A 358-nucleotide genomic window follows, 5' to 3' on the forward strand; every position below is an offset into this window, starting at 1 on the left:
ACCCAACGGCAAGCTCGACCGCAAGGCCTTGCCTGCCGTGGATGCTGCCCTTGTGCAAAAGGTCTATGAGGCACCGGCCAATGCGCGGGAGCACCGTCTGGCCGCAGTCTGGGCCGATGTGTTGCGCCTTGAGCGGGTCGGGGTGAGCGACAACTTCTTCGAGCTTGGGGGCGATTCCATCGTCTCGATTCAGGTCGTCGGACGTGCGCGCCAGCAGGGCCTGCACTTCACGCCCAAGGAGCTGTTCCAGCACCAGACCGTGCGCGGCCTGGCAGCGGTGCTGCGCGAAGGCGAGGGAGCGGTGAAGGCCGAGCAAGGTCCGCTGCTCGGGGGCATGCCATTGCTGCCGTTCCAGCAG

The 358-nt window shown here is 66.5% G+C and carries 1 protein-coding gene; it reads left to right on the forward strand.

Annotated elements, in window-relative coordinates; all coding sequences use genetic code 11:
* Positions 1-358: phosphopantetheine-binding protein (locus V7787_RS52970; protein WP_336095475.1), on the forward strand; the 358-nt coding region annotated here is incomplete at both ends.

This window comes from Pseudomonas sp. CGJS7, from assembly GCF_036961695.1.